This is a genomic window from Caulobacter sp. GW821-FHT10A06 (genome assembly GCF_059415805.1).
In genome coordinates this window covers 675700-682396 of the sequence record NZ_JBWKNY010000005.1, presented here as the reverse complement: position 1 = coordinate 682396, position 6697 = coordinate 675700, and the positions used below count along the sequence as shown (strand labels likewise).

The 6697-nt window shown below is 64.0% G+C and carries 6 protein-coding genes; 2 read left to right on the top strand and 4 right to left on the bottom strand.

What is annotated here, in order from left to right:
* A partial coding sequence (locus AC07NF_RS18105) for a HAMP domain-containing protein (protein WP_494655328.1) occupies positions 1-1307 on the bottom strand: 1307 nt, incomplete at its 3' end.
* 287 nt (positions 1308-1594) lie between these two features.
* Here AC07NF_RS18105 and AC07NF_RS18100 point away from each other — a divergent pair.
* Positions 1595-3727 carry an ATP-binding protein gene (locus tag AC07NF_RS18100; protein ID WP_494628689.1) on the top strand — a complete coding sequence of 711 codons (2133 nt, stop codon included), beginning with the start codon at positions 1595-1597 and terminating at the stop codon, positions 3725-3727.
* Between the two features lie 40 nt (positions 3728-3767).
* Here AC07NF_RS18100 and AC07NF_RS18095 read toward each other — a convergent pair whose 3' ends face one another.
* Complete coding sequence (locus AC07NF_RS18095; protein ID WP_492811967.1) at positions 3768-4283, bottom strand: MarR family winged helix-turn-helix transcriptional regulator; 516 nt, start codon at positions 4281-4283, stop codon at positions 3768-3770.
* A gap of 85 nt (positions 4284-4368) precedes the next feature.
* Here AC07NF_RS18095 and AC07NF_RS18090 point away from each other — a divergent pair, with 85 nt between their 5' ends.
* Entirely contained in the window at positions 4369-5883 is a 1515-nt protein-coding gene (locus AC07NF_RS18090; RefSeq protein WP_492811969.1) for an alpha/beta hydrolase, read from the top strand.
* A gap of 58 nt (positions 5884-5941) precedes the next feature.
* Here AC07NF_RS18090 and AC07NF_RS18085 read toward each other — a convergent pair whose 3' ends face one another.
* The gene (locus AC07NF_RS18085; RefSeq protein WP_494628690.1) at positions 5942-6199 is read right to left on the bottom strand and encodes a dihydrofolate reductase family protein; all 258 of its coding nucleotides are present in this window, start codon (positions 6197-6199) and stop codon (positions 5942-5944) included.
* The gene (locus tag AC07NF_RS18080; protein ID WP_494628691.1) at positions 6172-6651 is read right to left on the bottom strand and encodes a dihydrofolate reductase family protein; all 480 of its coding nucleotides are present in this window, start codon (positions 6649-6651) and stop codon (positions 6172-6174) included. The genes AC07NF_RS18085 and AC07NF_RS18080 overlap by 28 nt, the downstream gene beginning before the upstream one ends.
* Between the last annotated feature and the right edge of the window lie 46 nt (positions 6652-6697).

Sequence of the window (6697 nt, the reverse complement as noted above, 5' to 3'; positions counted from 1 at the left end):
GACTGCGACGACTTCTCGATCTGGTTCATGGCGTCGACGGCGTTGCGGACCACGACGCTGGAGCGTTCGGCGTCGCCACGGGTCGAGCCGACCACGCGCGAGGCTTCCTGCGCGCCCGACGACGAACGGCGCACGGTGGCGGTGATCTCGTCCAGGGCGGCGGCGGTTTCTTCCAGGCTGGCGGCCTGCTGCTCGCTGCGGCGCGACAGGTCGTCGGCGGCCGAGGCGATTTCGTCCGAGCCGGCGCCGATGCTGCTGGCGGCGTGGACGATGGTGCCCATCGCCTCTTCCAGCTGGGCGATGGCGCCGTTGAAGTCGTTCTGGACGCGCTGGTAGGCGGCCGGGAACTGTTGATCCAGGCGATAGGTCAGGTCGCCGTCCGACAGGCGGGTCAGGCCGGTGGCGATGGCTTCCATGACGAAAGCCTGTTCCTTGGCGGCGGCCTCGGCGACTTCCTGGTTGCGGCGACGCTCGGCTTCCGTCTCGGCGCTGGCGCGCTGCTGGGCGGCCTCGGCGGTGCGCAGGGCCAGGGCGTTGTCCTTGAACACCTGGACCGAGCGGGCCATGGCGCCGACCTCGTCCTTGCGCTCGGCGCCCTTGACCTCGACGTCGACGCTGCCTTGAGCGAGGACTTCCATGGTCTTGGACAGGTTGATCAGCGGCTTGGCGATCTTGGAAGACCCGACCCACAAAGCCAGCACAAGCGATGCGCTGGCGGCGACGAGGCTGGCGATAATGGTCAAAAGCGTTTCGCGCGCGGCCTGAGCCCGCGATTGTGTCACGATCGCCTGAGTCTGCGCACCATGACGGTCGATCCAAGCCGCCACATCCTTGGTCAAGGCCACGATCTGAGGATCGATATCGCCCATCAGCATCTTGGCCGCATCGTCGGCGTTCTGCAGACCCATGTCGGCGCCCTGTCGAGCGCTGGCATGAATCGATTTGAAGCGGTCGCTAAACGCCTTCAGATCGTCGGCCGTCGTCGGGTCGGCGGTCATGGCCTTGTCTAGGAAGCCGTTCCCCTTGGCGAAGGCCGTGTCAATCTCGCCAGAAGCCTCTCGCGCGGTCGCCGAGCCGCCGTCGTAGGCGATAGTGCGATAAGCCGCGTATCCCGTCGTCGCCACCTGCCGGCTGAATCGCGACACCGCAAGCTCGGCCGGCGCACGCGCATCGACGATACTTTGGGCCGACCGTTCGATACGGCGTGCTTGCAGGACACCCCCACCGACGCAGGCCAAAGCCACAACGGCCAGCAAAATCGCCGGCAACATGACCTTGGTGGCCACCTTCAAATCGTCGAATCTCATGGACCAACTCCGGCGCTTTGGGCGCCAAAGAGGGACTTCAACACATAAATCTTCGTTAAAAACACTAACGAACACCCCATTCCGGGTGCAACTAGACTTATTCTCAAAGTACTAGATCGACAAAACTTCGCCACATTAACTATTTCACGCTGCATATAATCTTAATGCTCGAATGACGATAGCGACTGCCCCCGGGAGATTGCTTTATGCGGCGTAACGTCGCGCGTGCAGTAACTTTAACCACTCGCTTGGCGCGACCTCGTTAACTTGGAGCGAGAGGTCACCTGATGCGCCGACAGACTCCGCAGAAGACACGATGGGATATCCTGCGGCTGGGCCTTCTGGCCGTCGGCTTGGTGATTGCTGGGGCTGTCGGCCTTTTTGCCTATATCTGGGCGGACCTGAACCAAGCCGAGGCGCGACAAGAGACTTTGCTGGTTGAGCGTAAGGTCGAGAGGAACCTCGCGCGCCTGCACGAAGAGACCGTTTCGGTGACGGCGTGGGACGAAGCCTATTTCAAGACAAAAGGATCGTTCGACCCCAGCTGGATCGATGAGAAACTGACCGAATACTACCACCTCTCCTTTGACCATGATGTTACGTTGCTCTTCGATGGGCATGGTCGCCTGCAATATGCCGCCCGTGACGGCCAACGGGTTGTGCTTGGCCAGGAGGAGGATCTCGAAGCGTCGATCTTATCGACCGTGCGCTCGGTGCAACGAAGCGAACTCAAGCAACGTGATCTCTATGCGGCGCAGGGCGGACGGCGAGCGAAGGCTGCGGCGCAACGCTCGGTCGTCGTGGCGCCGGATGGGCGCGTCTACTTCCTCGCCGTGGCCGCGATCTTACCGCGCAATGGCCAGATGCGCGACGCGCGAGCGGCAAGCGTCGTGGTGACCGGCTGGCTGCTGGACCGCCAGCTTCTCACCCAGCTGTCGCAGGACATAGGCGTGCCGGATCTGCGGTTCCAACGCGCGCCTTCGTCCATCTCTGCGCCTGGCGTTGTGCCCCTGGTCGATCCGGACGGGCGCGGCCTGGGGGCGCTAGTCTGGACGCCGAGCAAGCCCGGCGTCGACGCGCTTCGCAAGCTGGCCGAGCCGGCGATCGTCGCGGCGTTGATCATGGCCTCGGTCTTTAGCCTCCTTGGCATACGTATCGGCCGCATGCTCCGTGAGCTGAGCGCGCAGGAGGACGCGCTGCACGAAACCCTGAATGCGCTGACCCTCGCGCGGGACGACGCTCGCGCCGCCAGCGTCGCCAAAAGCGAATTCATCGCCAATATTAGCCACGAAATCCGCACACCCTTGAATGGGATCATGGGCATGGCGCAGGTCATGGCGCGTGACGATCTCACCGCGCCCCAGCATGATCGCGTCGATGTCATTCTGCAGTCAGGCAAGGGGCTGCTCAGCATTCTCAACAGCGCCCTTGATCTCTCGAAGATCGAGGCGGGTCGCCTGGAGATCATGGACGCCCCCTTCGAGCTGGCGCCCTTGATGTCGGAGGTCTGCCGCACCTATGAGGCCGTGGCGCAGGGCAAGGGCCTAACGCTGGCCTGGCGCCCGGGCGAGGCTGCGGGAACTTGGATCGGTGACGAAGGCCGCATTCGCCAGATCCTTCTCAACCTGGTCTCCAATGCGGTGAAGTTCACCGATCTCGGCTCAGTCCAGATGGATGCCGAAGTCCTGGATGACGGGCTGCTCGTGCGCGTCCGCGATGATGGCCCCGGCATCGCGCGCGATCGCCTAGGCGAGCTATTCAACGCGTTTTCGCAGCTCGACAACTCCAGCACCCGCCGCTTTGGCGGCACGGGTCTTGGCTTGGCGATCTCCCGGCGCTTGGCGACCCTGATGGGCGGCGACATCAGCGTTGAAAGCACCGAAGGCCAGGGCTCAACCTTCACCTTGCGGTTGCCGCTCGCGCGGCCGCTGACCCGAGAAGCGGCGATGGAGCGCCTTTCGCCGGAACCTGTCGTGTCAACAGGCCTTCGCATTCTCGCTGCCGAGGATAACGCCACGAACCGGCTCGTGCTGCAGGCGCTGCTGGCGCCCCTCGAAGTCAACCTGATCCTGGCCCGGGACGGTCAGGAAGCCGTCTCGCTCTTTGGCGACCATGCCGTCGACATCGTCTTGATGGATATCCAGATGCCCATCATGGACGGCTTGGCCGCCACCAGAGCGATCCGGGCCATTGAAGACCAAGATGGTCGCCGCCGAACGCCGATCCTGGCGATCACAGCCGACGCGCTGCAACATCAGGCCGAGAGCTATATCACGGCGGGTATGGACGGCCACGTCGCCAAGCCCCTGAGCGTCGAGCTGCTGTATGCCGCCATCGAAAACGCGCTCACCCTGTCGGCAGAACGTCTTTCTAACTCGCCTATCATGAGCGAGGCTAAAGAAGCTGCGGCCACAGGCTAAGCCTCGGACGACGAGCCGCAGCTACAAAAAAGGGAATCGATCAAGCTTCGACCTGAAGCCGAACTTTCCGCAACAGGCGCGCCAGGTCTTGCCGTTCGGCCGCATCGAGACCAGCGACGACCTGATCAGCCTGCTCGAAATGCGAGACGATCGCCGTGTCGATCAATGCCACGCCCTTAGGGGTCAGCGTCGCCATCAGCGACCGCCGATCGCTGCCGTCGGGGCTGCGGCTAACCAATCCGCGCCGCTCGAGGCGATTGAGGCAGGCGGTCATCGCGCCGGACGTGAGCAGAACGGCCTTGCGGAGCGCGGTGGGGCTCAACCGATACGGCGCGCCCGAGCGCCGTAGCGTCGCCAGCACGTCGAGTTCGGTGTAGCTGATCCCGTGGGCTCGAAGCCGCTCGCCGGCCCGGGCGTGCAGCAGCCCACCGAGATGCAGGAGGCGGCCGACCACCGCCATGGCCGTCACCCCCAAATCCGGCCGTTCACGCGCCCAATCCTCGAGGAGCAGGTCGACGACATCCGCATCAGGCCTGGAGAGTCGCTGTTCAGGCATGATGATAAATCTTCACATGAAGTAACTTGACGTGAAGTAATACATCAACGAGCCTTCCGTCGCAATGCACGCTCCGGGAGTTTCCATGCGATCGCTTCAGATGCTGGTCTGCGCGCTCGCGGCGCTGACGGTTCAGGCGTCGCCCGTCCCGGCGTGGGCCCAACAGCCGGCGCCGAATGGGATCGTGATTGAGCAGGGAAGCGTCAAGCTCCCGACCGGGCAGACCGTCCCCTACGAGATCGGCACTCTTTACGTGCCGGAAAACCGTAGCAAACCGGATAGTCGCAGGATCAGTATCGGCTTCGCGCGGATAAAAGCGCCCCACCCCACCGGCGCGCCACCGATCTTTTGGTTGCCCGGCGGCCCGGGGCTAAGCGTACTAGACGCCTTCACCGATCCGAGCCCAGCGGCGCAGAGTCGCCTGCGCTCCTGGCTGACCTTCGGCGCGGCCGGCGACCTCGTGGTGATCGAGCAGCGCGGCTATACCGGCCGCGGCGAGATGCTCGTCGAGAGCGCTGATGCTTCGCCGCTTGATCAGCCAGCCTCGGTTCAGGCCGATGCCCGCGCCATGCTGGCGCTGGCCAGACGCGCCATTGCGCACAATCCAGACAAGGATCTGTCCGGCTATACTATTCAAGCCTTTGCGGACGATGTCGACGATCTTCGGCGCGCGCTTGGCTACGACAAGATCAGCTTGTTCGGTGGCAGCTTCGGCTCGCAATGGTCGCTAGCAGTGATGCGCTTTCACCCCGAAAACGTGGCGCGCGCGGTGCTCTCCTCCGTGGAGCCGCTGAACAACGGTTTCGACATGCCGTCGCACGTGTTCGCGGCCCTCCAGCGCATCGCCTTCGATGCTGATCTAGACCCCGGCCTGGCGCCCTGGCTGCCCAAGGGCGGTATGATGGAGGCGGTCCGCACACTGCACCAACGCTTTGCCGCCGGGCCGATCCACGTCACCATCCGCGAAGATGCCGGTAAGGCCCAGACGGTCGCGCTCGGAGCGGAGGACCTGCAGCTTGCCCTGTTGGCGCATACCGACGAGGCCGAGCATTGGCCGGCCTTCATCCTCTCGCTCTACCATGGCCATTACGACGAATGGGCGCGCCAAACCCTGGAGGATCGGCGCGCGAGCCCGGTCAAGCTGATTGGCCCGCTCGCCGATAGCAGCTTGGGCGTGACCGCCGAGCGCGAGCATCTCATGCGCACCGATCCGGCCGCGGCCTGGCTCGGCGCATGGAATTTCGAGGCGAACTTGGCGTCGGCGCCCGATTGGCCCACCCCGGACATGGGCGATGCGATCCGACTCCCGCGCGTGACGCCGATCCCGATCGTCTTCGTTCATGGCGATTGGGATACCTCTACCCCAATCGAGAATACGCTCGGCCTGCTGCCGTATTTTCCCAACGGCCACGCGATCCTCGTGCACCGCGCGGGACACGACGGCGCCTTCTACCAGCTGCGCGAAAGCCCCGCCGTCAAACAGGCCATCTACGATTTCCTGCGCACCGGCCAGACCAGCGGCCTTCCCACCGAAGTCACGCTGGCCACGCCAAGGTTCGAGGCGCCTAGCTTCGCTCCGCCGGTTCAGCCGGCGCGCTGATCGCGGCTTAGCCCGCATCCGAGGCAGCGAACCAACGGCGCAGTGGCGCCAGAAGCGGTCATTGACCCACCTCCGAAAACTTGACCTTCCGGCCCGCCAGACGCCTCCATCGCTCCTCGCGCTGACCGTTTCTCTGGCCGGACTTACCGGGCAAGAAGGATATGGGTCGCATATTCACTGGCTTGATGCTCAACAACGCGAAAGCCCAGGCTGGGAAGGTCGATTCCCGTGAGAGAGCCTCTCCCTTCCCAAGCAGAACCGGCGACACGGCGACGTGAATCTCGTCGATCAGCCCGGCGCGCAGATATTGACGCACCGTGCTGACCCCGCCGCCAATCTTGACGTCCAGGCCGGCTGCCGCCGCCTTGGCCTGTCGAGCGCCGCCTCGATCCCTTCCGTCACGAAGATGAAGGCCGTGCCGCCCTCCATCTCGATCGGGTCTCGGGGATAGTGGGTCAGGATGAACGTTGGTGCGTGATAGGGCGGATTGGATCCCCACCAGCCCTTCCAACTCTCATCCGACCAGGGACCTCGGTGGTGACCGAACATGTCGCGGCCGAGGATGTAGGCGCCAAAGCCGGCCATGGCGCGGCTGGCGAAGGCTTGATCGACGCCGTCAGATCCGCCGTCTTGACCGATCATGGTCCGGAAGAACCGTGTGCCGAACATCCAGGTGTGCAGTTCCGCTCCTCCCTTTCCGAGAGGGTTCTTCAGGCTCTGCTCTACTCCGGCGCCGAAGCCGTCGAGGGAGATCGAAAAGCCGCCCACACGCACTCGTGACATCGATGTCTCAATAATTGTCAGTATGGTTGCG

Bases quoted from the DNA above. Each gene is read 5' to 3' on its own strand.
- AC07NF_RS18095 (WP_492811967.1), bottom strand. From the start codon at position 4,283: ATGCCTGAACAGCGACTCTCCAGGCCTGATGCGGATGTCGTCGACCTG.
- AC07NF_RS18090 (WP_492811969.1), top strand. From the start codon at position 4,369: ATGCGATCGCTTCAGATGCTGGTCTGCGCGCTCGCGGCGCTGACGGTT.
- AC07NF_RS18100 (WP_494628689.1), top strand. From the start codon at position 1,595: ATGCGCCGACAGACTCCGCAGAAGACACGATGGGATATCCTGCGGCTG.